General features: G+C 62.4%; 22 protein-coding genes and 1 pseudogene. 12 read left to right on the top strand and 11 right to left on the bottom strand.

Features of this window, described 5'->3' with window-relative positions; all coding sequences use genetic code 11:
* The first annotated feature begins 19 nt into the window (after positions 1-19).
* The 7 genes and pseudogenes from accC (at position 20) to PAN31117_RS05925 (ending at position 5,579) form a co-directional block, all read left to right on the top strand.
* A complete protein-coding gene (accC, locus tag PAN31117_RS05950) occupies positions 20-1,381 on the top strand; it encodes an acetyl-CoA carboxylase biotin carboxylase subunit (protein ID WP_150575909.1) in 1,362 nt (453 codons plus the stop codon).
* A gap of 27 nt (positions 1,382-1,408) precedes the next feature.
* Complete coding sequence (gene prmA / locus PAN31117_RS05945; protein ID WP_150737388.1) at positions 1,409-2,302, top strand: 50S ribosomal protein L11 methyltransferase; 894 nt, start codon at positions 1,409-1,411, stop codon at positions 2,300-2,302.
* A 69-nt stretch (positions 2,303-2,371) separates the two neighbouring features.
* Positions 2,372-2,452 (top strand): annotated as a pseudogene (locus PAN31117_RS27435) (MJ0042-type zinc finger domain-containing protein); the annotation flags it as partial.
* Positions 2,453-2,731: 279 nt separating this feature from the next.
* Complete coding sequence (locus tag PAN31117_RS05940; RefSeq protein WP_246188959.1) at positions 2,732-3,487, top strand: DUF3426 domain-containing protein; 756 nt, start codon at positions 2,732-2,734, stop codon at positions 3,485-3,487.
* Positions 3,488-3,519: 32 nt separating this feature from the next.
* On the top strand, positions 3,520-4,020 hold the full coding sequence (tpx, locus tag PAN31117_RS05935; RefSeq protein WP_150737386.1) for a thiol peroxidase: 501 nt from the start codon (positions 3,520-3,522) through the stop codon (positions 4,018-4,020).
* Between the two features lie 124 nt (positions 4,021-4,144).
* Positions 4,145-5,080: a carbohydrate kinase family protein gene (locus tag PAN31117_RS05930; protein WP_039393270.1), complete on the top strand. Its 936-nt coding sequence runs from the start codon at positions 4,145-4,147 to the stop codon at positions 5,078-5,080.
* 19 nt (positions 5,081-5,099) lie between these two features.
* The gene (locus PAN31117_RS05925; protein WP_039401436.1) at positions 5,100-5,579 is read left to right on the top strand and encodes an outer membrane lipoprotein; all 480 of its coding nucleotides are present in this window, start codon (positions 5,100-5,102) and stop codon (positions 5,577-5,579) included.
* Positions 5,580-5,744: 165 nt separating this feature from the next.
* On the opposite strand, the gene PAN31117_RS05920 is transcribed toward PAN31117_RS05925, so the two are convergent.
* The 3 genes from PAN31117_RS05920 to PAN31117_RS05910 form a co-directional block, all read right to left on the bottom strand.
* On the bottom strand, positions 5,745-6,389 hold the full coding sequence (locus PAN31117_RS05920) for a histone H1-like DNA-binding protein (protein ID WP_150737385.1): 645 nt from the start codon (positions 6,387-6,389) through the stop codon (positions 5,745-5,747).
* Between the two features lie 24 nt (positions 6,390-6,413).
* Positions 6,414-6,719: a hypothetical protein gene (locus PAN31117_RS05915; RefSeq protein ID WP_150737384.1), complete on the bottom strand. Its 306-nt coding sequence runs from the start codon at positions 6,717-6,719 to the stop codon at positions 6,414-6,416.
* A gap of 467 nt (positions 6,720-7,186) precedes the next feature.
* Positions 7,187-8,329 carry a ribonucleotide-diphosphate reductase subunit beta gene (locus tag PAN31117_RS05910; protein ID WP_039393274.1) on the bottom strand — a complete coding sequence of 381 codons (1,143 nt, stop codon included), beginning with the start codon at positions 8,327-8,329 and terminating at the stop codon, positions 7,187-7,189.
* Between the two features lie 589 nt (positions 8,330-8,918).
* On the opposite strand from PAN31117_RS05910, the gene PAN31117_RS05905 reads away from it, so the two are divergent.
* Positions 8,919-9,890 carry an aldose epimerase family protein gene (locus PAN31117_RS05905; protein ID WP_150737383.1) on the top strand — a complete coding sequence of 324 codons (972 nt, stop codon included), beginning with the start codon at positions 8,919-8,921 and terminating at the stop codon, positions 9,888-9,890.
* Positions 9,891-9,995: 105 nt separating this feature from the next.
* On the opposite strand, the gene PAN31117_RS05900 is transcribed toward PAN31117_RS05905, so the two are convergent.
* The 5 genes from PAN31117_RS05900 to PAN31117_RS05880 all read right to left on the bottom strand — a co-directional run bounded on the left by PAN31117_RS05900 (position 9,996) and on the right by PAN31117_RS05880 (position 16,360).
* Positions 9,996-12,947: a ribonucleoside-diphosphate reductase subunit alpha gene (locus PAN31117_RS05900; RefSeq protein WP_150737382.1), complete on the bottom strand. Its 2,952-nt coding sequence runs from the start codon at positions 12,945-12,947 to the stop codon at positions 9,996-9,998.
* Positions 12,948-13,321: 374 nt separating this feature from the next.
* Positions 13,322-13,921 (bottom strand): 1,6-anhydro-N-acetylmuramyl-L-alanine amidase AmpD, encoded by a 600-nt coding sequence (gene ampD, locus PAN31117_RS05895; protein ID WP_150737381.1) that lies wholly within the window; start codon positions 13,919-13,921, stop codon positions 13,322-13,324.
* Positions 13,922-14,428: 507 nt separating this feature from the next.
* A complete protein-coding gene (locus tag PAN31117_RS05890) occupies positions 14,429-14,941 on the bottom strand; it encodes a DUF1269 domain-containing protein (protein WP_150737723.1) in 513 nt (170 codons plus the stop codon).
* 231 nt (positions 14,942-15,172) lie between these two features.
* The gene (locus PAN31117_RS05885) at positions 15,173-15,469 is read right to left on the bottom strand and encodes a PP0621 family protein (protein ID WP_150737380.1); all 297 of its coding nucleotides are present in this window, start codon (positions 15,467-15,469) and stop codon (positions 15,173-15,175) included.
* Between the two features lie 6 nt (positions 15,470-15,475).
* On the bottom strand, positions 15,476-16,360 hold the full coding sequence (locus tag PAN31117_RS05880) for a cytochrome C assembly family protein (RefSeq protein ID WP_150737379.1): 885 nt from the start codon (positions 16,358-16,360) through the stop codon (positions 15,476-15,478).
* Positions 16,361-16,471: 111 nt separating this feature from the next.
* Here PAN31117_RS05880 and ffh point away from each other — a divergent pair, with 111 nt between their 5' ends.
* Together ffh and PAN31117_RS05870 are read left to right on the top strand one after the other, a co-directional pair.
* Positions 16,472-17,836, top strand: a complete 1,365-nt coding sequence (ffh, locus tag PAN31117_RS05875; RefSeq protein WP_150666578.1) for a signal recognition particle protein — start codon at positions 16,472-16,474, stop codon at positions 17,834-17,836.
* A gap of 107 nt (positions 17,837-17,943) precedes the next feature.
* Positions 17,944-18,492: a hypoxanthine-guanine phosphoribosyltransferase gene (locus PAN31117_RS05870; protein WP_150737378.1), complete on the top strand. Its 549-nt coding sequence runs from the start codon at positions 17,944-17,946 to the stop codon at positions 18,490-18,492.
* A gap of 116 nt (positions 18,493-18,608) precedes the next feature.
* On the opposite strand, the gene PAN31117_RS05865 is transcribed toward PAN31117_RS05870, so the two are convergent.
* On the bottom strand, positions 18,609-19,202 hold the full coding sequence (locus tag PAN31117_RS05865) for a MarC family protein (RefSeq protein WP_150737377.1): 594 nt from the start codon (positions 19,200-19,202) through the stop codon (positions 18,609-18,611).
* 146 nt (positions 19,203-19,348) lie between these two features.
* The gene (locus PAN31117_RS05860) at positions 19,349-21,088 is read right to left on the bottom strand and encodes a proline--tRNA ligase (RefSeq protein ID WP_150737376.1); all 1,740 of its coding nucleotides are present in this window, start codon (positions 21,086-21,088) and stop codon (positions 19,349-19,351) included.
* Between the two features lie 238 nt (positions 21,089-21,326).
* Between PAN31117_RS05860 and PAN31117_RS05850 the strand changes: the two genes are divergently transcribed.
* Positions 21,327-22,013, top strand: coding sequence for an RNA pyrophosphohydrolase (locus tag PAN31117_RS05850; RefSeq protein WP_370855730.1), 687 nt, complete (start codon positions 21,327-21,329; stop codon positions 22,011-22,013).
* Between the two features lie 85 nt (positions 22,014-22,098).
* Complete coding sequence (locus tag PAN31117_RS05845) at positions 22,099-22,674, top strand: CNP1-like family protein (protein ID WP_150737374.1); 576 nt, start codon at positions 22,099-22,101, stop codon at positions 22,672-22,674.
* A gap of 105 nt (positions 22,675-22,779) precedes the next feature.
* Here PAN31117_RS05845 and proB read toward each other — a convergent pair whose 3' ends face one another.
* Positions 22,780-23,913, bottom strand: coding sequence for a glutamate 5-kinase (gene proB, locus PAN31117_RS05840; RefSeq protein ID WP_150737373.1), 1,134 nt, complete (start codon positions 23,911-23,913; stop codon positions 22,780-22,782).
* Positions 23,914-23,989: the final 76 nt, after the last annotated feature.

Genomic DNA, 23,989 nt, shown 5'->3' with positions numbered 1-23,989 from the left:
ACGGGCAGGACTGCACATAATGTTTGAAAAAATTCTCATCGCCAACCGCGGCGAAATCGCTCTGCGCGTTCAGCGCGCGTGCCGCGAGATGGGCATCAAGACCGTCGTGGTCTATTCCGAAGCCGACAAGGAAGCGAAGTACGTCAAGCTCGCCGACGAAGCGGTCTGTATCGGCCCGGCCCCCTCGCCGCTGAGCTATCTGAACATGCCTGCGCTGATCAGCGCGGCGGAAGTGACGGACGCCCAGGCGATTCACCCGGGTTACGGCTTCCTCTCCGAAAATGCCGACTTCGCCGAGCGCGTCGAGCAATCGGGCTTCACGTTCATCGGTCCGCGCCCCGAAACCATTCGCCTGATGGGCGACAAGGTGTCGGCCAAGCAGACGATGATCAAGACTGGCGTGCCGTGCGTGCCGGGTTCGGAAGGCGCGTTGCCCGACGATCCGAAGGAAATCGTGCGTATTGCACGTCAGGTCGGTTATCCGGTGATCATCAAGGCAGCAGGTGGCGGCGGTGGTCGAGGCATGCGCGTGGTGCACACCGAAGCGGCGCTCGTGAACGCGGTCAACATGACGCGCGAAGAAGCCGGCCGCGCCTTCGGCAACCCGGAAGTCTATATGGAGAAGTTCCTCGAGAACCCGCGCCATATCGAAATCCAGATTCTCGCCGACAAGCACAAGCAAGCGATCTGGCTGGGTGAGCGCGACTGCTCCATGCAGCGCCGTCACCAGAAGGTGATCGAAGAAGCCACGGCACCGCTGATTCCGCGTCGTCTGATCGAGCGCATTGGCGATCGTTGCGCCGACGCATGCAAGAAGATGGGCTACGTCGGTGCCGGTACGTTCGAATTCCTGTATGAGAACGGCGAGTTCTACTTCATCGAGATGAACACGCGCGTGCAGGTCGAACACCCGGTCACGGAAATGATCACGGGCGTCGACATCGTGCAGGAACAGATTCGTATCGCGGCTGGCGAAAAGCTCGCCTACCGTCAGCGCGACATCGAGTTCCGTGGCCACGCCATCGAATGCCGTATCAACGCCGAAGATCCGTTCAAGTTCACGCCGTCGCCGGGTCGCATCACCGCCTGGCATATGCCGGGCGGCCCCGGCATCCGCGTCGACACGCACGCTTACAACGGCTACTTCGTGCCGCCTAACTACGACTCGATGATCGGCAAGCTGATCGCTTACGGCGCAACGCGCGAGCAGGCGATCCGCCGCATGCGTGTGGCCCTGTCGGAAATCGTGGTCGAAGGTATCCAGACGAACATCCCGTTGCACCGGGAACTGATGCTCGACGCCAAGTTCGTCGAAGGCGGCACGAGCATTCACTATCTGGAACACAAGCTGGCGCAGAAGTCTGCAGTCGGCGGCAATTAAGTCGTTAATTCGTAGGAATCACTCGCTATGTATCGCGAACTCGTCGTAGAAGTTGCCCGCGCCCAGGCCGAGGCCCTGTCAGACGCCCTGCTCGATCTGGGCGTGCTGTCGGTCTCCGTGGAAGACGCAGATGCCGACACGCCCGACGAGCAACCGATGTTCGGCGAGCCGGGTCTGACCCCGCCGGACACTGCGTGGCAACGCTCGCGCGTGGTCGCGCTGGTGGGGGAAGATCAGGACGCCGCCGTGCTGCTCGCGGCGGCGGTCAATGAACTGGGACTCGCCGAGTCGCCTGCTTTCACATTGCGTGACGTGGAGGAGCAGGACTGGGTGCGTCTGACGCAATCGCAGTTCGAGCCGATGCAGATCGGCCAGCGGATCTGGGTCGTGCCGTCGTGGCACGACGCACCGGACACCGACGCCCTCATCCTCGAACTCGACCCGGGTCTGGCCTTCGGCACCGGTAGCCATCCGACGACGCGCCTTTGCATGGAGTGGCTCGAACAGCACGTGCAGCCGGGTCAGTCGTTGCTCGACTATGGCTGCGGCTCGGGCATTCTGGCGATTCTCGCGCGAAAGTGCGGCGCCGATCCGGTCATCGGTATCGACATCGATCCGCAAGCCGTCGAATCCGCCCGCTACAACAGCGAACGCAATCACGCGCCAGTCGAATACGGTTTGCCCGACGACTTGCGTGACGGTCAGTTCAATATCGTGGTCGCCAATATTCTGTCGAATCCGCTCAAGCTGCTCGCGTCGATGTTGACGTCGCGCGTGTCCCCGGGTGGACGGCTCGCGCTGTCGGGCGTGCTGGAACGACAGGCCGACGAGGTGATCGCGGCCTACGCGCCTTATATGAAGATGTCGGTCTGGCGCGCTCACGACGGCTGGGTCTGCCTGCACGGGCAGGCGGCCAGCTAAGCCCGCGCACGCCGCGCTGCCGCATCCGATGCGCCTGATGCGACGAGTCCAACGAGTCCCCCGAGCCTCATGACCCAGTCCTCGCGCGTTCTCGCTACCCGCTGCCCTCACTGCCACACAGTTTTTCGCGTCGTCGCGGATCAGCTCAAGCTGCGCGACGGCCTCGTACGCTGCGGCCATTGCCGTGAGGTGTTCGACGGACGCGCGTATCTCTGCGATCCACCCGCCGACGACACCTCGCCCGCCTCGCCCACCTCTTCATCACCCAGCGCGACGCCCGGCCAAAGCAGTGCTACAGAAAGTGCTTTTGCGACGCCGGGCGCTACGTCGGCAGCCCCAACGGCAACACGCCCATCCACGCATGTAGGTGCATCGTCACCTTCACCGTCCTCATCGTCCGCAGCTACCAGCGAAAAGCCAGTGCCGGAGATGCTGACGCCCACGGCCATCGCCGCCCTGCTCGGCTCGCCCGACGAAAGCCGCGCACAGATGCAGCACGGCCCGGGCCGCTATATGGATGACGACGACCCCACGGTGCTCACCGCGCCGACGGCCTCGCCTTCCTTGCCTGCGGAAACGCGCCCCCTTTCCGCCGACGCGGACAAGCGCCCCGGCGCGGCACGCGTGATCTGGCGCGTGCTCATGACGCTGGCCGTCATCGCGCTGCTCTGCCAATGGGCATGGATCGAGCGCGCGGCGCTCGTCGATCGGATACCGGCATTGCACGGCGTGTTCGCCGCGATCGGTCGCCCTCTGCATGTGGCGGTCGGACTACCGCGCCAGCCGGACATGATCCAGATTTCGAGCGTGACGTTGGTGACCGACGTCGTTGGCAGCAACAGCGACAGCGGCGTGGCGTCGGCAGCCACCGCGAGTCCGGCCACCGCCAGCGACGCTTCCGCCACATCTACCGATGTCCCAACCGACAGCGTACCGATGACGCTCACCGTCTTCGTACGCAACGAAGCCGACCATGCACTGGCCTGGCCGTCGCTCGAACTGACGCTCTCGGATATCGACGGAAAGCCGGTCGTGCGTCGCGTTTTTTCAGCGAACGACTACGTAACCGGGGCAACCCTGCGCGATGGCGGTCTGGCACCACGCAGCGAACGCACGATTCGGTTACGATTGTCGGCGCAGGCAGCGCTAGCCAGTAATTACCGGGTGCTCGCGTTCTATCCCTGATAGCGCTGTTGCACTCAACCTAGGAGATATAGATGTCCCAAGTCACGCTCGGGGGCAACCCCATCGAAGTCGACGGCCAGTTCCCGCAGAAGGGTCAGACCGCACCGGCGCTGAAGCTGGTCAACGCCAAACTGGCAGACGTCACGCTCGACGACTTCGCTGGCAAGCGCAAAGTCCTCAACATCGTGCCGAGCCTCGACACGCCGACCTGCGCCACGTCGACCCGCAAGTTCAACGAAGCTGCCGGCAAGCTCGACAACACCGTCGTGCTCGTGATCTCGGCTGACCTGCCGTTCGCCATGAGCCGCTTCTGCGCCACCGAAGGTCTGAACAACGTCGTCACGCTCTCGACCATGCGCGGTCGCGAGTTCCTCAAGGACTACGGTGTTGCCATCACAACCGGCCCGCTCGCCGGAGTGTCGGCGCGTGCCGTGGTCGTGCTCGATGCCGACAACCGTGTCGTGCACGCGGAGCTGGTGCCGGAAATCAAGAACGAACCGAATTACGACGCTGCGCTCGCCGCACTGTCGTAATTCAACTTTGTGATGGTGCCCCGCGCGGCCATACGGCCGCCGGGGTATCGTCACCTCAGTCGTCCCTCGCCGCGTGCTTTCCTCCGCTGGCGCTCCCCCGCTTATTTTTCGCAAGGAATTTCCCGTGACTACCGTGATCTGCGGCTCGCTGGCCTACGACAACATCATGACGTTCGAAGGCCGCTTCGGCGAGCACATCCTGCCTGATCAGGTGCACATCCTGAACGTCAGCTTCCTCGTGCCGACGATGCGCCGCAACTTCGGCGGCTGCGCCGGCAACATCGGCTACAGCCTGCATCTGCTGGGCGGCTCGCCAGTCGTCATGGCGACCGTCGGTGAAGATGGCGCCGCGTACCTTGAGCGTTTCCAGTCGCTCGGTATGACGACGGAGTTCGTGCGCACGGTCACGGACAGCATGACGGCCAATGCGATGATCACCACCGATCTGGACAACAACCAGATCACCGCCTTCCACCCTGGCGCGATGATGTTCTCGTCGCGTAACCGCGTGGCCGATGCGAAGGGCGCCACGCTCGGCATCGTCGCACCGGACGCCTCGGACGCCATGCTCACGCACGCCGAAGGTTTCGCCGCTGCGGGCGTGCCGTTCATGTTCGATCCGGGTCAGGGCCTGCCGATTCTGTCGCCTGAGGCACTGCGTCGCATGGTGGAACTTGCCACGTATCTCGCGGTCAACGACTACGAAGCCAAGCTCCTCTGCACGAAGACCGGATGGTCGATGGAAGATCTCCAGTCGCGTGTCGAGGCACTTGTCGTCACGCGCGGAGAACACGGGGCCCAGATCTTCGCCGGCGGCAAGCAACACGACATTCCTGCCGTGCCCGCCAAGCGTGTCGTCGACCCGACCGGATGCGGTGACGCGTTCCGTGGCGGTTTGCTGTATGGCATCGAAAAGGGCCTCGACTGGCCGACCACCGGCCGCCTGGCCAGCCTGATGGGTTCGCTCAAGATTGCCGAGCAGGGTCCGCAGACGTATGCACCGACGCGCTCGGAAATCGAAGCGCAATATGAAGAAGCGTTCGGCCACCGCTTCGAATGATTTCACGAAAGGCACAACGATGGCACGACTCACCACACCGCTAATCATCCTCGCCGCTGCGGCGTCGCTCACGCTGTCCGCCTGCACGGCCTTCGGCCCGAGCAACTCGGCAAGCGTCTACAACAGCCGTCAGGCGCAACGCGAACAGGTCGTGCGAATGGGCACGGTCGAATCGGTGCGTCCGGTCACGATCGATAGCAGCAACGGCGACCCGGGCATTCTGGGCATCGCCGGTGGCGGTGCGCTCGGCGCCATCGGCGGCAGCGCCATCGGTGGCGGTCGCGGTTCGATTGCGACTGGCATCGTCGGTGGCCTGCTGGGTGCTGTGGCCGGTCAGGCCATCGAAAGCCGCATGAGCAAGAAGGCCGGTCTCGAGATCACCGTGCGTCTGGACAACGGTGAGTTGCGCGCGATTACTCAGGATGCCGACGAGGCATTCCAGCCGGGTCAGCGCGTGCGTCTGCTCTCGAGCGGTGGCGTGACGCGTGTAACGCACTAAGGCGACACGTCACACCGAAAACATGGGCGACTTCAGGTCGCCCATTTTTATTTCGCCATGAAAAAACCCGCTGTGACGATCGCTCATCACAGCGGGTTTCGGATCGGGTAGGCCTACCCGATCAAAAGACACCTAAGTGCCTTGGTTCCTGCATCGGCACTCGGATTACGGACGGCTGCCGGTCGGGAACGGCCATGCCGCTGCCGGGTTCAGCGCCGTCTTCGGTGCAGCAGCGGGTGCTGCGGCCGGAGCAGCAGCAGCAGGCTTGGCGGCAACCTTCTTGACGGCCGGCTTCTTCGCAGCAGGCTTCTTCGCGGCGGGCTTCGCAGCGGCCTTCTTCGCAGCAGGCTTAGCAGCAGCCTTCTTTGCAGCAGGCTTCTTGGCAGCAGCCTTCTTCGCAGCCGGCTTCTTGGCAGCAACTGCCTTCTTCGCGGCCGGCTTCTTGGCAGCAACCTTCTTCACTGCTGCTTTCTTGGCGGCCGGCTTCTTCGCGGCAACCTTCTTCACTGCTGCTTTCTTGGCAACCGGCTTCTTGGCGGCAACCTTCTTCACCGCTGCCTTCTTGGCAACCGGCTTCTTAGCGGCAACCTTCTTCACCGCTGCCTTCTTGGCGACCGGCTTCTTGGCGGCAACCTTCTTTGCTGCCGGCTTCTTAGCGGCAACAGCCTTCTTTGCTACCGGCTTCTTGGCAGCAACTGCCTTCTTCGCTACCGGCTTCTTGGCGGCGACAGCCTTCTTTGCAACGGGCTTCTTGGCAGCAGCTTTCTTAGCCGCCGGCTTCTTGGCAACAGCCTTCTTAATCGTAGCCATGACAATACTCCTTAACGTGAGAGATCACTCAAACGAAACTACCTGAGAAGGAAACCCGACCACCGTGCGGGAGCCGCCGGCGAGCGGGCTATTCATCGGCGTACGCATCGGACTACGACCGCTTACGCTAATGAATTCGGCGCTGCGCGCATGACGCTGACCGTATGTGGTCACGCGCGCAAAAAAATTGCCAGCGACATTGCCGCCAGCAATTCGATTGTCTTGAGAAAGGGGGATCGCCAGATTCTTCGGGGGGTAGCTTGCCTGTCCCGTCATCGGGATGGAGGAGATTGCGATAGCGGATAAGCGATACAGCTTGCTATGCACCAAGGTTTTTACGCTCCGTAACTACCAGCTCTCTGTCGCGGGAGGAAAGCAGTGAGTGCTTTCGTGTGTTCATCGAGACTGCAATTTATTTGAGCGAATAATAATTCTTTTGTGATGCGATGTTAATACTTTGTGCATAAAAAAGCGCACATCAATCGTCACGAAGAAGTCAATCTGTTGTATTTGATGCACATCACACTCGCATGTCGATGCGTGCGATGCGTGTGTTCGATGTCTTCGACGTGCTCTGCTGTGTCTTCGACGTGCGCTTCACTGCAATCTCTGAAGCGATCTACGAAGCAAACTTCGAAGCAAGAACTTCAACGTGCGAGTGAGGATGATGTGTGTGACCGACGCCTCTTCTTCGTCTTCTCTTCCATCAGTCACGCGTGCCATGCACGCACACATCACCCTCTCAAAACCCGCATGGATGCTCGCTTTGCGCGACGCATCCATTTTTCACTCAATGCTTAGTCCCAGCTCAGTGCACCACCGGTCTGGTACTCGATCACTCGCGTTTCGAAGAAGTTGCGCTCCTTCTTCAGGTCGATCATCTCGCTCATCCACGGGAACGGATTCTCTTCGTTCGGGTAGAGCGCTTCGAGACCGATCTGTGCGCAACGACGATTCGCGATGAAGCGCAGGTAGCTCTTGAACATACCCGCGTTCAGACCGAGAACGCCGCGCGGCATCGTGTCTTCTGCGTAGCGATACTCGAGCTCGACCGCCTTCTTGAACAGCTCGCGAATCTCTTCACGGAATTCCGGTGTCCACAGATTCGGGTTTTCCAGCTTCACCTGGTTGATCAGGTCGATGCCGAAGTTGCAGTGCATCGACTCGTCGCGCAGGATGTACTGATACTGCTCTGCAGCACCGGTCATCTTGTTCTGACGGCCCAGCGCCAGAATCTGCGTGAAGCCCACGTAGAAGAACAGGCCTTCCATGATGCAGGCGAACACGATCAGCGAACGCAGCAGCTTCTGGTCGGCTTCCTGCGTCCCCGTCTTGAACGACGGATCGGCCACCACTTCAATGAACGGCAGCAGGAATTCGTCCTTGTCGCGGATCGACGCCACTTCGTGATACGCGTTGAAGATCTCGGCTTCGTCCAGCCCCAGACTTTCGACGATGTACTGATAGGCGTGCGTGTGGATCGCCTCTTCAAACGCCTGACGCAGCAGGAACTGACGGCACTCCGGCGCGGTGATGTGGCGATACGTGCCCAGCACGATGTTGTTCGCGGCGAGCGAGTCGGCCGTCACGAAGAAGCCGAGGTTGCGCTTGATGATGCGGCGCTCGTCTTCGGTCAGACCGTTCGGGTCCTTCCACAAGGCGATGTCGCGCGACATGTTGATTTCCTGCGGCATCCAGTGGTTCGCGCAACCGGCCAGGTACTTTTCCCAAGCCCACTTGTACTTGAACGGCACCAGTTGGTTCACGTCCGTCGTGCCGTTGATCACGCGCTTGTCCGAGGCGCTCACGCGGCGCGTCGACTGCGAGGCGATCGTGTGCGGCGTGTCGTCTTGCGTGCCCAGAATGTTCGATGCAGGCGCAGCCGGTGCTGCGGCAGGTGCCGGTTTGGCGGTAGAGGTCTCTTCTTCCCAGTTCAGCATAGGGTCTCGGTCCGTTCAGGTTGATGCGAAACACGTTTGGTACGCGTATCGCCGAAGTGACAGATCAGCCGTTCGCGCACGAAGGCCGACGAAAAAATTGCGATATTGCTGCCGTCAATCAGAAGACGACGACGAAAAATCCGCGAGTGGCAATGCTTGGTATTGGGGGTAAAGCAGATTCGCTTTCGCGCTAATTTGAATGACAACGCCGACGATGACTCCGGTCCCGAGGCTGCAATCTTTGTCTTGCAACATCATGATCTCCCGACGTCGATCGAATGACTCCAATTTAGCACAATACCGTCACGCATTCCAGTCCGTCGACACCATATATTGTGTCGGGTTACGCCACCACCACAATACCTAGTGTTTGCGAGCATACCGTCGTCACATCACGCGCGGCCTTGCGGGACCGGCATCTTGCCACGAAACGGCGCCGCACGACAGCGTTTGCAGTGCATCAAAATGACGCGCGGCCGCATTGGCGTATCCTGTGCAGCAAGCGCCACAGCGTCGCGGACCGGAACACAAGATTACGGCGCGCGCCACTGCCTCCACCTCCCCGGCGCCAACGAAGGAGATACTGACGATGACATCATCACGCGCCGACGGCGCTAGGGCCCCGGCCGCCCCGGCCAACGAACCGGGTCCGACACCGCTTACCCTCACCCCCGGCAAACCGATCCACCTCGCCAGGGGGGCGCTCATCGCCGAAGTACAGCCCGGTTGCGGCGCGCGCCTGTCGCGTCTGGCGCGTCGCGACACTCGCGGCGACCTGTTCGACTACCTCGTACCGCTCGGCAATGAGCCATTTTCCTCCGACGAATGGCCCAAGGCCGGTGCGTTCCCAATGCTGCCGTATACCAATATGTTGCGCGACGACACGCTGCACTGGCGCGGCAGCACCATCGCCGTTCACGAGACGCCCGCCACGTCGAGTTCATTGCACGGCTGGGGACTGCGACGCGCGTGGGAGGTCGTCGACGAAAGCGCGCATTGCTGCGTGCTTCAGCTCGACAGTCCCACGCAGCCCGAATGGCCCTGGCACTATCAGGCGTACCTTTCGGTGACGCTCGACGACCAAGGCGTCGACATGCAGCTCTCGCTCACCAACCTCTCGGCGCAGGAGATGCCCGCAGGACTCGGCCTGCACCCGTACTTCCGCTGGCCCGCAGGCGCGCGCGTGACGTTCGAGTCCGAGGCGCTCTGGCGATCGCCGTCGGAGGACATTCGCTGGCCGAGCGAGCAACGCGTGCACGTCGGGCCGATGGAAGTGGTGTCGGTCGGCGGCGGCCTCGATACGGGCGGACGTTCGACCTGGTTCGCCGAAGTCCCCACCGAGTCGGGGCGCTTCGACGCCCGCATCGACTACGCTGGCGGGCTGCGCAGTGCCACTGTGCGCAGCGACGATGCAACCTGGCTCGTCCTGCACTCGCCGGCTGGCCGCCCCTATCTGTGTCTGGAACCGTCGACGCATCGCGTGGGCGAGTTCGACACCGACCACGTGGTGCTCGCTCACGGCCAGACGCTCGATCTGTCGATGCGAATCGATCTGGCGTGACGCTTTAGCCGCAGCCAAAGAAAAACCCCGTCGCCCTTTCGGATCGACGGGGTTTTCCCGAAGACGCGAGCCGCATGTGACATGCGGCACCGCATCACAAACAACTTACTGGCAAGCCTCGCACTCTTCGAAGCCCGGGTCGCCCGGACGCATCGTGCAGACGGCGCCTTCGGCTTCCGGCATCGGCTGCGCCAGCGGCGAGGTCGGCTCAGCCGAGAAGCCACCCGACACACCACCCGAGCTCGGCACCGCGTTCAGCGCACCGTGGCTGACCGTCGACTTCTCAACGTGCGTTGCGGCCATCGTACGGAGGTAGTACGTGGTCTTCAGTGCACGCGTCCATGCCAGCTTGTACGTCTCGTCGAGCTTCTTGCCCGACGCGCCTGCCATATAGATGTTGAGCGACTGCGCCTGATCGATCCACTTCTGACGACGCGATGCCGCCTCGACCAGCCACTTCGGCTCGACTTCGAACGCCGTGGCGTAGATCTCGCGCAGGTCGGCCGGCACGCGGTCGATACGGGCAAGCGAACCGTCGAAGTACTTCAGGTCGGCGACCATCACTTCGTCCCACAGACCGCGGGCTTTCAGGTCACGCACCAGGTACTCGTTGACCACCGTGAATTCGCCCGACAGGTTCGACTTCACGTACAGGTTCTGGAACGTCGGCTCGATACAAGCCGACACGCCGATGATGTTCGAGATGGTGGCCGTCGGTGCGATGGCCACGCAGTTCGAGTTACGCATGCCGTGCGCGGCAATGTGCTTGCGCAGGCTGTCCCACTCGAGCGTGCTCGACAGATCGACGTCGACGTAACCGCCGCGCTCTTCCATCAGGAGCTTGAGCGAGTCCTGCGGCAGGATGCCGCGATCCCACAGCGAGCCCTTGTACGACGAGTACTGACCACGTTCCTTGGCCAGTTCGGTCGACGCCCAGTAAGCGTAGTAGCAAACCGCTTCCATCGAGCGGTCGGCGAACTCGACGGCGGCGTTCGACGCATACGGCGTACGCAGCAGGTGCAGGCAGTCCTGGAAGCCCATGATGCCCATGCCCACCGGACGGTGATGCAGGTTCGAGTTGCGCGCCTTCGCCACCGCGTAGTAGTTGATGTCGATGACGTTGTCGAGCATGCGCATCGCCACGCGAATGGTGCGTTGCAGCTTCTCGTGATCCAGCTCGTAACCGTTGGCCGTCTGTTTCAGGTGAGCCACGAGGTTCACCGAGCCGAGGTTACACACGGCGATTTCCGTCTCGCTCGTGTTGAGCGTGATTTCCGTGCACAGGTTCGACGAGTGCACCACGCCCACATGTTGCTGCGGCGAGCGGATGTTGCACGGATCCTTGAACGTGATCCACGGATGGCCGGTTTCGAACAACATGCCCAGCATCTTGCGCCACAGCGCTTGAGCGGGCACCTTCTTGAACAGCTTGATCTCGCCGCGCGCGGCCTTCTCTTCGTAAGCCGTGTAAGCCTGTTCGAAAGCGCGGCCGTACTTGTCGTGCAGATCCGGGCAGGTCGACGGCGAGAACAGCGTCCACTCCGCACCTTCCATCACGCGCTTCATGAACAGATCGGGAATCCAGTTCGCCGTGTTCATGTCGTGCGTACGGCGACGATCGTCCCCCGTGTTCTTGCGCAGTTCCAGGAATTCTTCGATGTCCAGGTGCCACGTTTCCAGGTAGGCGCAGACCGCGCCCTTGCGCTTGCCGCCCTGGTTCACGGCCACCGCCGTGTCGTTGACCACCTTGAGGAACGGCACCACGCCCTGGCTCTTGCCGTTCGTGCCCTTGATGTGCGAGCCGAGTGCGCGAACCTGCGTCCAGTCGTTGCCCAGACCGCCAGCGAACTTCGACAGCAGTGCGTTTTCCTTGAGCGCTTCGTAAATGCCTTCCAGATCGTCCGAGACGGTCGTCAGGTAGCACGACGAGAGCTGCGAGCGACGCGTGCCCGAGTTGAACAGCGTCGGCGTGGAGCTCATGAAGTCGAAGCTCGACAGGATCTGGTAGAACTCGATCGCACGCGCTTCGCGCTCGACTTCGTTCAGCGCAAGACCCATGGCCACGCGCATGTAGAACGCCTGCGGCATTTCGATGCGATGGCTATCGATATGCAGGAAGTAGCGGTCGTACAGCGTTTGCAGGCCGAGGTAGTTGAATTGCAGGTCGCGCGACGCGTCGAGCGCAGCGGCCAGCTTGCCCAGATCGAACGAGAGCAGTTGCTCGTCGAGCAGTTCGGCGTCAACGCCTTGCTTGATGAAACGCGGGAAGTATTCGATGTAACGCGCAGCCATCTCGCCCTGCGGCACTTCTTCGCCGAGGATTTCGCGGCGGATCGTATGCATCAGGATACGAGCGGTGACCTGGCTGTACGCCGGTTCCTTCTCGATGAGGGTACGCGAGGCGAGGATCGCCGAATCGTAGACCTGCGACAGCGGCACGCCGTCGTACAGGTTTTTGATGGTCTCGGCCAGAATCGGCTCGGCGGTGACTTCACTGCCGAGATTGCTGCAGGCTGCATTCACCACGCCGCGCAGTGCCGCCATGTCGAGCGGGCGCGACACACCGTTGTCGGTAACATTCAGCACCGGGGTGTCGGGCGTTGCCGCCTCTTGCGCGGTCTCACCGGCGTGAGCGCGCTCTTGCGAACGCTTCTCACGGTACAGCACATAGGCGCGGGCGACGTTGTGCTCGCCTTCGCGCATCAGCGCGAGTTCGACCTGATCCTGAATGTCTTCGATGTGGAACGTACCGCCGTTCGGGCGGCTGCGCACCAATGCGCGCACGACGTTTTCCGTCAACTGCTCCACGAGCTCGCGTACGCGCGCCGAAGCCGCACCCTGACCGCCATTCACTGCCAGGAATGCCTTGGTCACGGCGATGGCGATCTTCGACGGCTCGAAACCCACCACCGTGCCGTTGCGTCGGATCACTTTGAAGTCGGCGTTGGTCGCCGGCTCGAATGCGCCCGTCGTCTGGGGCGCCGACGCACCCGTGCCACTGCCAGCGTTCGCGGCGGGCGTCGGGTTCGGGCGGGTGAGGTTTTCGTTAGTCTGCATGTAAAAACTCCCGTTCCAATGAGATGGTGCTGTTAGCGCACTTCCACCAGCAATACTGAGTACTGAAGTCGGCAAAAATGCGCCCTGGGGGCGCCGATGGAGCGAAGTGCTGAACACCGCACGACCGACGGACGGCCAAGGGTTCGAGGTGTCCGCTGCACGGCTTTGCTGCTGTGCCGCCCCACAAAACGCCGCAGGACAAGCACGGTATTGATGGATATTGCTTCCCGGTCACTGACCACTATATGTAGTGGTTGGGGGCCGGATTGGCACTAAGTATAGTGGAGATGACGCACTCCGCAAAATCAAAAATTTCATTCCCGGGAAGGCCCGTCGGGTCTTCGTGTCAAGCAAAACCTGCCCCCCGGTGAGGGTTAATCTGCCTTCTGAAACGGCAGCGCCTCCGGTTCCAGCGCCGCCATCCGACGCAGCCGTTGCCACTCGAAATGCGGCCCCGGGTCCGTCTTCCGGCCAGGTGCTATATCGGCATGTCCGGCCACGGCTTGAATCGGATAATGCTCACGCAAAACACGCGTGAGCGCCGCCAATGTCGCGTACTGCGCCGCCGTGAAAGGCACGTCGTCCGTCCCTTCCAATTCGACGCCTATCGAGAAATCGTTGCAGCGCGTGCGTCCGTCGAACGACGACGCCCCCGCATGCCACGCGCGCGCATCGCATGAGACGAACTGCTGCAACGCACCATCGCGACGCACCAGAAAATGCGACGACACATGCACGCCGCGAATCTCGTCGAAGAACGGATGCGCGTCGTGATCGAGCCGGTTCTGAAAGAACGCCGGAATCTCATCGCCGCCGAATTGCCCCGGCGGCAGCGAGATGTTGTGGACCACGAGCAAGCCGATGGGCATTTGCGGCGGACGCACGTCGAAGTTCGGCGATGGCAGGCGCTCTGCCTCCCGCACCCATCCTTCGGCGTCGAGTGTGAGCGCGGGCAGTTTGTCCGGTGCGTTCATGCGTCACCTCGCGAACGCGCAGCCGCGACGTCGACACCGCCGCCCTCCCCGAATCGACGCGTCGATGGAGACGATCGAACAAGGAGCCGCAGGGCAAACGACCGGAGCGAAACGTTAGGGGACGCAGATGACTGGAGCATGACGGGCACAACGAACTCCCGTGGAGCGAGGGGTGGCATTGTAGCCCACTTGGCGTGACGTCGCCGGTGACCGGCCCGGTCGTGAAGTCCGCCGCGAGGCAGGCGAAGTCCCAGTGTCGTGTGGGACTTCGTCCGAAACAAGTCGAAAAATAAAAAGGAAATTCCCAAAGAAGAAGCCCCTCGCCTGACCTGGCCGAGAGGCTTCCGTGGGCGTGTCCACGCCCGGGGATGGCACCGCTCTCGTGTCATAGAACACGGACACCATCCCGCGCCGCTCACAGGTGCGACGCTAATGGCCGTTGCCGGCCGGTAAAACGCGTTTGCACTCTCAATACCGTCACTGTCCTTGGTCTCCCTCCGCACGGTTTCAGGGGAACGCCGGAATCGCGGCCTCGATGCCCTCCATATGGGCTTCGGGGTGATGCTCCTTGAGCATCTCGCGAATCTCCTCGACGCGGCTCTCGCGCACATCCACCATCAGCAGGATCATGCCGCGCTCCAGGGGTTCACGAAACGCCTTGAGTCGCGAGTTCGGCACCGAGACGCCGATCATGCTCGACACCCATGCGCCAAACAGCGCGCCGAGCGGTGCCGTCACGATCATCAACTCCCATTGGGGGCGTGTGCCCACGATGGGGAAAAACGCCGCGACTGCACCGACTGCCAGACCACAGAAGCCGCCGATCACGAGCCCGGCTTCGGCGCCGTGCACGATATCGGAAGTCTGTAGCAGGTTAGCCTCGTGCAGTCCCTCCAGGTCCATTTCGTCACGTGCCATAAAGTGGATGTGACGCTCCTCGATCCGGGCGAGCAACAGATCGCTCATCGTGCGCTGGGCACTGGCCAGATCGGGAAGAAGGAAATACATCCGTCTGCGCATTAGCATATTGCGCCCTCCTGTCGTCGCCCCGTCCGCCTGTCATACCGTTTCGACGCGGCTCAACGAATGGGGTCGGTTACTGTGTTTTAGTGCATGCGACACGCATGCGCAAGCCGACGCACGTCGCGAGCGACGATGCGCAGCGTTCACAGGAAAACAGGGGATCAGGCGAGACGAGCAGAGTTGCGCAGGGATGCGCGATCGCTGCGCGGACAGGCCGCGCAGCGGGACTCAAACGCGGTGTTCGCGCGCGAGGTAGGCGTCTCGATGCGCCGTGCTGCAAAAGTGTTTGCCGCTGGTACCCGACAGCGATTCGCTTTCCGGAAGATAGGTATCGCACTCGCTGCAACGCACCATGCGCTCGGCGGGCGGCAGCGATTGTTGGGTCGTGGTCTGGCCACCATTGCCCTGCGGCGTGCGCATGCGCTCGTTGCGCTGGGGGCCTTCGGAATTGCGCTTACGCTCGTTGTGACGCATCCACCACGTCCCGGCGATAAGGAGCAACAGTAACAGCAGGATATTGCGCATCGCGCTTCAAGTCTCCGTCATGCGATGCAGCACCACCTCAAGCACGAAGCGAGAACCGACATACGCCAGCAACAGCGCCACGAACGACGCCAGAACCCAACGCAGCGCGACCTTTCCGCGCCACCCGTAAAAATGCCGCCCCAGCAGCACCGCGCCGAACATCAGCCACGACACCACCGCGAACACTGTCTTGTGATCGATGCGCACCGCACGCCCGAAGAGCGCCTCGGAGAACATCACGCCGGAGATCAGCGTGAGCGTCAGCAGCACGAACCCCGCGCCGATCAGGCGGAACAGCAGCTTCTCCATCGTGAGTAGCGGCGGCAGCGTTTCAAGCCAGCGCGAGAGCCAGCCCGTCGCCTCGTTGCTGCGCGACGGATGCAGTTGCCGCTCGGCATAGATCATTAGCAATGCGTGCAGCGCCGCCAGCGCGAACAGCCCATAGGCCATGTTGGCGATGATGAAGTGCGCCTTGAACACCGGATTGGCGGCAAAGCCCAGAATGCGCACGTCGGGAAAGATCATCGGCAGCAGACATGCGACAGCTGCCACAGGTGTGACCATCAGTCGCAGGCTCTCGAGCGGGAAAAAGAAACTTTCGATCCAGTAGATGCCGACCGAGAGCCACAACATGGCCGAGAGCATGTATGCGAAACCGAAGTGCATGCTGTCGGCACGGAAGATCGTCTGATGCAGCAACACCCCGTGCAGCACGAGCACGGCGAACAGCGAAAGCTGCATCGGCCAGCGCGAGGGCGTACCCGTGACAGGCGCAGGCGCGACTTGTCCACCCGCGAGTGCGAGCGCGGCGTCGCGCCGGTATCCTTGCCACGAACAAACCGCCAACCCGGCGTAGAGGATGGCGGTCAGCGCATACAGTAAAATAGTCATGTTTGAAGTTTACACCAGCCCATGAGGGGCGCGCTGCCGTGCTTGCCACCGCCGTCTACGGCCCGGGGGGCGGGCAACCGAGGCCGCTGAAGGTCTTACAGGATACGTTTCATGCTCGACAATCTCACTACGCGCCTTGCCAAAGTCGTCAAGACCCTGCGCGGCGAAGCCCGGCTGACCGAAGCCAACACGCAGGAAATGCTGCGCGAAGTGCGCCTCGCCCTGCTTGAGGCCGACGTCGCCCTGCCGGTGGTGCGCGATTTCATCGCCAAGGTGAAGGAAAAGGCCCTCGGTGAGGAAGTCATTTCCAGCCTGTCGCCCGGCCAGGCACTCGTCGGTGTGGTGCAGCGCGAACTGACCGCGCTCATGGGCGGCGACTACGAAGGACGTGCAGCCGAACTCAATCTCGCCACCACTCCGCCCGCTATCATCCTGATGGCCGGTTTGCAGGGTGCGGGTAAGACGACGACCGTCGGTAAGCTCGCCAAGCTGCTGCGCGCCCAGAAGAAGAAAGTCCTCACGGTTTCCACCGACGTCTACCGCCCCGCCGCTATCGCTCAGTTGGAGACGGTGACGAAGCAGGTCGACGCCGACTTCTTCCCGTCGCAGCCCGACCAGAAGCCGGTCGATATCGCCCGCGCCGCCGTGGACTGGGCGCGTCGCCATCACCATGAAGTGCTGCTCGTCGATACGGCCGGCCGTCTGGGTATTGACGAAGCGATGATGCAGGAAATTAGTGCCCTGCACGCTGAGCTGAAACCGATCGAAACGCTGTTCGTCGTCGACGCCATGCTCGGTCAGGACGCCGTCAACACCGCCCGCGCCTTCAACGACGCGCTGCCGCTCACCGGCGTGGTGCTTACCAAGCTCGATGGCGACTCGCGCGGCGGTGCAGCGCTGTCGGTGCGTCACGTCACGGGCAAGCCGATCAAGTTCGTCGGTGTCGGCGAAAAGCTCGACGGCCTCGAAGTCTTCTACCCGGATCGCATGGCGAACCGGATTCTCGGCATGGGCGACATTCTTGCGCTCGTCGAGGAAGCCCAGCGCGGCGTTGACGTTCAGGCCGCGCAAAAGCTCGCCGACAAGGTCAAGAAGGGTGGCGACTTCGATCTGAACGACTTCAAGGCGCAGATCGGCCAGATGAAGAAGATGGGCGGCCTGTCGTCGCTCATGGACAAGCTGCCGGCCCAGTTCCAGGCCGCCGCCAGCCAGACCAATATGGATCAGGCCGAGAAACAGGTGCGACGCATGGAAGGCATCATCAACTCGATGACGCCTGCCGAGCGCGCCAAGCCGGAACTGATCAAGGCGAGTCGCAAGCGCCGTATCGCCGCCGGTGCGGGCGTTCAGGTGCAGGAAGTCAACCGCATGCTGAATCAATACGATCAGATGCGCACGATGATGAAGAAACTCAAAGGCGGTGGCATGATGAAGATGATGCGCAGCATGAAGGGCATGATGCCCGGCATGCGCTGATTGAGACTCATCCGGTCGCGGTCCGGTCTGAACTACGGGCTTTCCGTATATACTCCGGGCCGCACATAGCGAAACCCCCGCAACACCGTTCCACAGGGTCGCCCCATATGAACCGCGAAGAAGCGCTCGAAGTATTCCGTAATTCCGAAGAAATCGTCTCCTCAGACGAGGTCAACCGGTCCGTCGACACCATGGCCAAGGCCATCAAGGCCGCCGTCGGCGACGACTTCCCGATGGTGCTGTCGGTCATGGGCGGCGCGGCCGTCTTCACCGGCATGCTGTTGCCGCGTCTCGACTTCCCGCTCGAATTCGACTACATCCACCTCTCTCGCTACAACAACACCACCACCGGTGGTGCGATGCAGTGGCGTGTGGCGCCGCGCGACTCGGTGCGCGACCGCGTGGTGCTTGTGCTCGACGACATTCTCGACGAAGGTGCGACGATGGCCGCGATTCGCGACCGCATTCTCGAGATGGGCGCGTCGAAGTTCTACAGCGCAGTGCTGTGCGAGAAGATCCTGACGAAGGACAAGCCGTCGCATCCGGATTTCTGCGGATTCACCGTGCCGGATCGCTACGTCTTCGGCTGCGGCATGGACGCCAAGGGATACTGGCGCAATCTGCCCGCGATTCGCGCGCTGACGACGCCGCGCTGATAAGAGCGCAACACTGTCGCAGGGTTCGCCTCGCGACAAAAGAGAAAGGGGCCTCTGTTCACACAGGGCCCCTTTTCTTTTGTGTCCCCCGGTAGCACCGGTCGCTTGAATCCCTATCAGAACTGGTGGACGAAGACTTTCACGCCCTTCAGGATCATCTCGACCGAGATCGCCACCAGAATCAGCCCCATCAGCCGTTCGAACGCCGCCACGACGCGCGAGCCCAGCCATCGTTCAATACGGTCGGCGAGCAATAGCACCACCGCGCACACGGCCATCGTCACGCTGAGCGCCGTAATCCATTCGAGCATGCGTCCCGGTTGCTGGGAGACCAGCAGCATGACGGTCGCGAGCGCCGACGGCCCGGCCAGCGCCGGAATCGCAAGCGGAACAATCAGCGGCTCACCGGCATCCGGCAGCGAGCCGTGGTCCGGACGCGGAAAGATCATCCGCAACGCGATCAGGAACAGCACGATACCGCCAGCGAGCTGCAACGACAGGTCGGTGAGACTCATCATGCGCAGGAACCGCTCGCCCACCAGCATGAACAGCAGCAGGATCGCGAACGCGATCAGCACCTCGCGAACGATCACGCGCGGCCGTCGGTTCGCTGGCACGTTCTTCAGCGCATTCACGAAAATGGGGATGTTGCCGAACGGATCGGTAATGAGCAGCAACAGCACGGTGGCCGACGCGAACGTGTATTCCATACAGACGACGCCTTCAGATATGACAACGGCAGCCGCGGGGCGACTGCCGTCAGGTAATGCATTTGTGCCGATACGAGGCGCGAGAGCGCTGAGCGCAGTGCTGCGCGCCACCGGCAATCACCGGCAACGCTTCGCACGTTACTTGATCAGACCGCCTTGGCGGCGCGCACGCGACCAGTGACGACTTCCGCCACCGAAGCGGCGTCGAGCAACTGGGCTTCCGTGTCGCGACGGCCCTGATACTCGATCTTGCCTTCCTTCAAGCCACGGTCGCCGATCACCACACGATGCGGCACGCCGATCAGCTCCCAGTCCGCGAACATCACGCCCGGACGCTCGCCACGGTCGTCGAGAATCACGTCGACGCCAGCGGCCACCAGATCTTCGTACAGCTTGTCGGCGGCAGCCCGCACGGCGTCGCTGCGGTCGTAACCCATCGGGCACAGCACCACTTCGAACGGCGCAATCGATTCCGGCCAGATGATGCCGCGGTCATCGAAGTTCTGCTCGATGGCCGCGCCGAGAATACGCGTGACGCCAATGCCGTAGCAGCCCATCTCCATCGGTGCCGGCTTGCCATTCTCGTCGAGGAACGTGGCGTTCATCGCCTCCGAGTACTTCGTCCCCAACTGGAACACGTGACCGACTTCGATGCCACGGCACAGTGCGATCTCGCCCTTGCCGTCCGGCGACGCGTCGCCCGGCACGATGTTGCGCAGATCGGCGACGATCTCCGGTTCCGGCAGATCGCGGCCCCAGTTCACACCGGTGATGTGGAAGTCCTTCTCGTTCGCCCCCACCACGAAGTCGCTCATGTGCGCGACGCTGCGATCGACCACGAGCTTGACCGGCTTCTTCGTGCCGATCGGGCCCAGATAGCCCGGCGGCGTGCCGAACCACTCGACGATCTCGGCTTCGCTCGCGAAGCGCAGTTCGCTCAGACCCGGCACCTTGCTCGCCTTGATCTCGTTGAGCTCATGGTCGCCACGCAGCAACAGCAGCCAGACCTGAGTACCGGCATCTTCGCTGTCGGTGGCCAGCACGATCGACTTGACGGTGCGTGCCAGCGGGATCGAGAGCAGTTCAGCCACGGCTTCGCACTTGGCCTTGCCCGGCGTCGCGGTCTTGGTCATGGCTTCGGCAGCGGCCGGACGCTCACCTTGCGGCGGCAGCGCTTCGGCCATCTCGACGTTGGCTGCATAGTCCGACGTCGGGCAGTAGGCGATGGCGTCTTCACCGGTCTCGGCGATCACGTGGAATTCGTGCGAGCCCGAGCCGCCGATGGAACCGTTGTCGGCCACCACAGCGCGGAACTCCAGACCCAGGCGCGTGAAGATGCGCACGTAGGCGTCGAACATCTTCTGATACGACACTTGCAGGCCCGCGCGGTCCTTATCGAAGGAATAGGCGTCCTTCATGATGAATTCGCGGCCACGCATCACGCCGAAACGCGGACGAATCTCGTCGCGGAACTTCGTCTGCACCTGATAGAAGTTCACCGGCAGCTGACGATAGCTCTTGATCTCGCGGCGAGCGATGTCCGTCACCACTTCCTCGTGGGTCGGGCCGACGACGAAATCGCGGTCGTGACGATCTTTCAGACGGAGCAGTTCCGGGCCGTACTTCTCCCAGCGACCCGACTCCTGCCAGAGTTCGGCCGGTTGCACGGCTGGCATGAGCAGTTCCAGCGCACCGGCGCGGTTCATTTCTTCACGGACAATGGCTTCGACCTTGCGGATAGAGCGCAGGCCGATCGGCAGGTAATCGTAGATGCCGCCGGCAACGCGGCGAATCATGCCGGCGCGCATCATCAGCTTGTGGCTGACGATTTCGGCGTCGGCGGGAGCTTCCTTGAGGGTGCCGATGAAGAAACGAGAGGCTTTCATGCAGATTTCCGGGAAAAAATAGGGTCAACGGCGCACGCGACGGTTCGGTCTGATGCAGGGAAGCGGGGCCGGGAGGATGCGGATTGACGACGGATGGTCGCCGTGCGCCATCCTCGCATCCCCTGAGACACCCGCCGGCCGTACGCGCCGCCCCGGTTGCCCGAGCCGCCGCCGGCCGCCGCGCCGGTGATTATCTGTTTATAATCGAAGCAATTTTAAAGGATTCAAGGGTGGTTGTATGCTGGACCGTGAAGGCTTTCGCCCGAACGTCGGCATCATCCTCTTAAACGCACGCAATGAAGTGTTCTGGGGCAAGCGGCTGGGCGAGCACTCCTGGCAGTTCCCGCAAGGCGGCATCAAGTACGGCGAAACGCCAGAACAGGCCATGTTCCGAGAATTGCACGAGGAAACCGGGCTAAAGCCAGAACACGTCAAAATCATCGGTCGCACACGCGACTGGCTGCGTTACGAGGTGCCGGACAAGTTCATCAAACGCGAAGTGCGCGGACATTACCGGGGCCAGAAGCAGATCTGGTTCCTGCTGCGCATGGTCGGACGCGACTGCGATATTTGCTTGCGCGCAACCGATCATCCCGAGTTCGACGCCTGGCGTTGGAACGAATACTGGGTGCCGCTCGACGCTGTGATCGAATTCAAGCGCGATGTGTATCAGCTCGCCCTGAACGAACTCTCGCGTTATCTGCGACGCTCGGCCGCACGCGCCCAGCAGGACCGGCGACGGTTTCCGCGCGCCGGTGCTCGGGTCGGCGAGATGCCGCCCGGGGCGACGGATGCGTCGCACGAGCAGGAGGACAGCTACGGCGGCGGCGATTGTGGCGACAGTGACGGCAGCAACACCGCCGATCCTGCCGCCAACGCCGGCAATGCCGACAGTGCCGACTTTCAGCACCGCCGGGGGCACTGAACCGGGCGGCTGACGGCCTGTCTCAACACCGGACGCGGGCAGCGTTGCCCGCGTCGGCTTTTTTTGATCTCTCGACCACATTCCCATGCGTCCTTCGATTGCCCGCCGCGCCCCGCGCCTGGCCACGCTTGTCTCTCTGGCCGCTCTGGCGCTGATCGCCGCCTGCAGCAGCGTGTCCCAGCCCGTTCAGGACTTTGACGAATACATGGCGCAGCAGGAAGCTGCCAAGGGCAAGTGGAAGGAGGCGGAATACAAGATGCCGACCGCCGCGCCGCAAGACGCCGATCTGATCAGCTTCTCGACTCTGCCGAACGCCACGCTCGACTACGCCGTCGACGCGAAGTCCATCGAGGTCACCCGGGAAGACGGCGTGGTGCGCTACATCGCGGTGATCCGCAGCAAGAGCGGTGCGCGCAACGTGTCGTACGAGGGCATCCACTGCTCGTCGTTCGAATCGCGTCTATACGCGACCGGCCGTCCGGACGGCACGTGGGCACCGGCGCGCAACAGCGAATGGCGTCCGATCAAGCCATACGGTTCGACCGCGTATCAGGGCATTCTGTACCGCGACTTCCTCTGTCAGGACAAGACGCCTTACGGCTCTGCCAAGGACATCATCCAAAACCTGCGCTATCCGACGACACCCGCCGCCTATCGCTAAGTCTGTGCCGTACCGACGCCGCATCGACGGCGTCACGACGCAAAAACGCCGGTCACGTATCACGTGCCGGCGTTTTTTGTCTTTGACGGTCTGCGCGGATAAGGATCAGCGCAGGATCAGGTTGTCGCGATGAATCAGTTCAGGCTCGTTCGCAAAGCCCAGCACCTGCTCGATGTCGCTGCTCGGGTGACGACGAATGAGGCGCGTCTCCGAGGCACTATAGTTGGACAGGCCCCGCGCGACCTCATGGCCCGCCTCATCGACGCACGAAATGACTTCGCCACGCGCAAACGTCCCTTCAACGTCGATCACGCCGATCGGCAGCAAACTCTTGCCCTCTTCCATCAGCTTCTTGCACGCGCCCGCATCGATCACCACACGACCGCGCACCTGAAGGTGATCGGCCATCCATTGCTTGCGGGCGGTCAGCACCGCCGTGCGTGCCACCAGTTGCGTGCCGATGGCTTCACCACCGGCCAAACGCACCAGGACGTCCGCTTCACGACCGGACGCGATCACGGTATGTGCCCCGCTCGTCGCTGCCCGTTTAGCCGCCAGAATCTTCGTCAGCATGCCGCCGCGACCGATGTTCGTGCCCGCACCGCCCGCCATCGCTTCGAGACGTTCGTCCCCCGCTTCGGCTTCGTGCACAAACTCGGCATCGGGGTCCTTGCGGGGATCGGCCGTATAGAGGCCCGACTGGTCGGTCAGGATGACGAGCGCATCGCCGTCGATCAGGTTCGTGACCAACGCGCCGAGCGTGTCGTTGTCGCCGAACTTGATTTCGTCGGTCACGACCGTGTCGTTCTCGTTGATGATCGGCACCACACCCAGACGCAGCAGCGTGAGCAGCGTCGTTCGCGCATTCAGATAGCGTTCGCGGTCGGCCAGATCGGCGTGCGTGAGAAGAATCTGCGCCGTACGCACGCCGTGTTCGGCGAAACGCGTCTCGTAGACTTGCGCAAGCCCCATCTGACCGACGGCGGCCGCAGCCTGCAATTCGTCGATGGCCTTCGGGCGCTTGGCCCAACCCAGACGCTGCATCCCCTCCGCAATCGCGCCCGAACTCACGAGCACGACCTGCTTTGGCGGACGCCCATCGCCCCCGTGCCGCAACGCGGCGATCTGCTGCGCCCAACGCGCAATGGCGACATCATCCAGCCCGCGACCGTCGTTGGTCACGAGACTGGAGCCCACTTTCACCACGAGCCGCTTGGCATCGGCGATGACCGAACGCATGGACCTGGATTCTCCTGCGGATGTATTGGGAAGACGAGACCACCGCGCCCCGGGACGATGCCGCGCGCGGATCGTC

This window comes from Pandoraea anapnoica (assembly GCF_902459765.1).
In the GTDB taxonomy this organism is placed as follows: Bacteria; Pseudomonadota; Gammaproteobacteria; order Burkholderiales; family Burkholderiaceae; genus Pandoraea; species Pandoraea anapnoica.
This window is presented reverse-complemented; position numbering and strand designations above follow the sequence as displayed.

What these genes read in the sequence shown, in the direction of transcription:
- tpx (WP_150737386.1), top strand. Translation starts at nt 3,520, where the DNA reads ATGTCCCAAGTCACGCTCGGGGGCAACCCCATCGAAGTCGACGGCCAG.
- prmA (WP_150737388.1), top strand. Translation starts at nt 1,409, where the DNA reads ATGTATCGCGAACTCGTCGTAGAAGTTGCCCGCGCCCAGGCCGAGGCC.
- ffh (WP_150666578.1), top strand. Translation starts at nt 16,472, where the DNA reads ATGCTCGACAATCTCACTACGCGCCTTGCCAAAGTCGTCAAGACCCTG.
- PAN31117_RS05900 (WP_150737382.1), bottom strand. Translation starts at nt 12,947, where the DNA reads ATGCAGACTAACGAAAACCTCACCCGCCCGAACCCGACGCCCGCCGCG.
- PAN31117_RS05880 (WP_150737379.1), bottom strand. Translation starts at nt 16,360, where the DNA reads ATGACTATTTTACTGTATGCGCTGACCGCCATCCTCTACGCCGGGTTG.
- PAN31117_RS05860 (WP_150737376.1), bottom strand. Translation starts at nt 21,088, where the DNA reads ATGAAAGCCTCTCGTTTCTTCATCGGCACCCTCAAGGAAGCTCCCGCC.
- PAN31117_RS05870 (WP_150737378.1), top strand. Translation starts at nt 17,944, where the DNA reads ATGAACCGCGAAGAAGCGCTCGAAGTATTCCGTAATTCCGAAGAAATC.
- PAN31117_RS05885 (WP_150737380.1), bottom strand. Translation starts at nt 15,469, where the DNA reads ATGCGCAATATCCTGCTGTTACTGTTGCTCCTTATCGCCGGGACGTGG.
- PAN31117_RS05845 (WP_150737374.1), top strand. Translation starts at nt 22,099, where the DNA reads ATGCGTCCTTCGATTGCCCGCCGCGCCCCGCGCCTGGCCACGCTTGTC.
- PAN31117_RS05890 (WP_150737723.1), bottom strand. Translation starts at nt 14,941, where the DNA reads ATGCGCAGACGGATGTATTTCCTTCTTCCCGATCTGGCCAGTGCCCAG.
- PAN31117_RS05905 (WP_150737383.1), top strand. Translation starts at nt 8,919, where the DNA reads ATGACATCATCACGCGCCGACGGCGCTAGGGCCCCGGCCGCCCCGGCC.
- PAN31117_RS05910 (WP_039393274.1), bottom strand. Translation starts at nt 8,329, where the DNA reads ATGCTGAACTGGGAAGAAGAGACCTCTACCGCCAAACCGGCACCTGCC.
- PAN31117_RS05865 (WP_150737377.1), bottom strand. Translation starts at nt 19,202, where the DNA reads ATGGAATACACGTTCGCGTCGGCCACCGTGCTGTTGCTGCTCATTACC.
- PAN31117_RS05940 (WP_246188959.1), top strand. Translation starts at nt 2,732, where the DNA reads ATGCTGACGCCCACGGCCATCGCCGCCCTGCTCGGCTCGCCCGACGAA.
- PAN31117_RS05925 (WP_039401436.1), top strand. Translation starts at nt 5,100, where the DNA reads ATGGCACGACTCACCACACCGCTAATCATCCTCGCCGCTGCGGCGTCG.
- PAN31117_RS05920 (WP_150737385.1), bottom strand. Translation starts at nt 6,389, where the DNA reads ATGGCTACGATTAAGAAGGCTGTTGCCAAGAAGCCGGCGGCTAAGAAA.
- PAN31117_RS05850 (WP_370855730.1), top strand. Translation starts at nt 21,327, where the DNA reads ATGCTGGACCGTGAAGGCTTTCGCCCGAACGTCGGCATCATCCTCTTA.
- ampD (WP_150737381.1), bottom strand. Translation starts at nt 13,921, where the DNA reads ATGAACGCACCGGACAAACTGCCCGCGCTCACACTCGACGCCGAAGGA.
- proB (WP_150737373.1), bottom strand. Translation starts at nt 23,913, where the DNA reads ATGCGTTCGGTCATCGCCGATGCCAAGCGGCTCGTGGTGAAAGTGGGC.
- accC (WP_150575909.1), top strand. Translation starts at nt 20, where the DNA reads ATGTTTGAAAAAATTCTCATCGCCAACCGCGGCGAAATCGCTCTGCGC.